This is a genomic window from Lysinibacillus sp. GbtcB16 (genome assembly GCF_019091145.1).
GTDB classification, from domain to species: Bacteria; Bacillota; Bacilli; order Bacillales_A; family Planococcaceae; genus Lysinibacillus; species Lysinibacillus fusiformis.
Window position 1 is genome coordinate 1 of the sequence record NZ_JAGXJV010000778.1, and the last position, 243, is coordinate 243.

1 pseudogene is annotated in these 243 nt (G+C 32.9%); it reads right to left on the reverse strand.

Annotated features, from left to right (window positions below):
• Positions 1-243 (reverse strand): annotated as a pseudogene (locus KVT27_RS27295) (hypothetical protein); the annotation flags it as partial.

A 243-nucleotide genomic window follows, 5' to 3' on the forward strand; every position in this document is an offset into this window, starting at 1 on the left:
AATTATTTCCTCTACTTCATCTTGATTTCTGAACTTATCTCCCGTTTTCGTTTGAGTTTGAGTGTCCAATTCAGAAATTCGTTAACGCGAATTCAGATTAATCCATTGATCATAACGTTTATTTAAATCTCCTGAAGAAATAATTACCTGATTTAAACCACTTAAACCAAGCACACATTGGAATGTTTTTTGTCCTTCCTCAGATGTCATTTCAAGCGCTTCTATACTTTGAGCATTGAATAT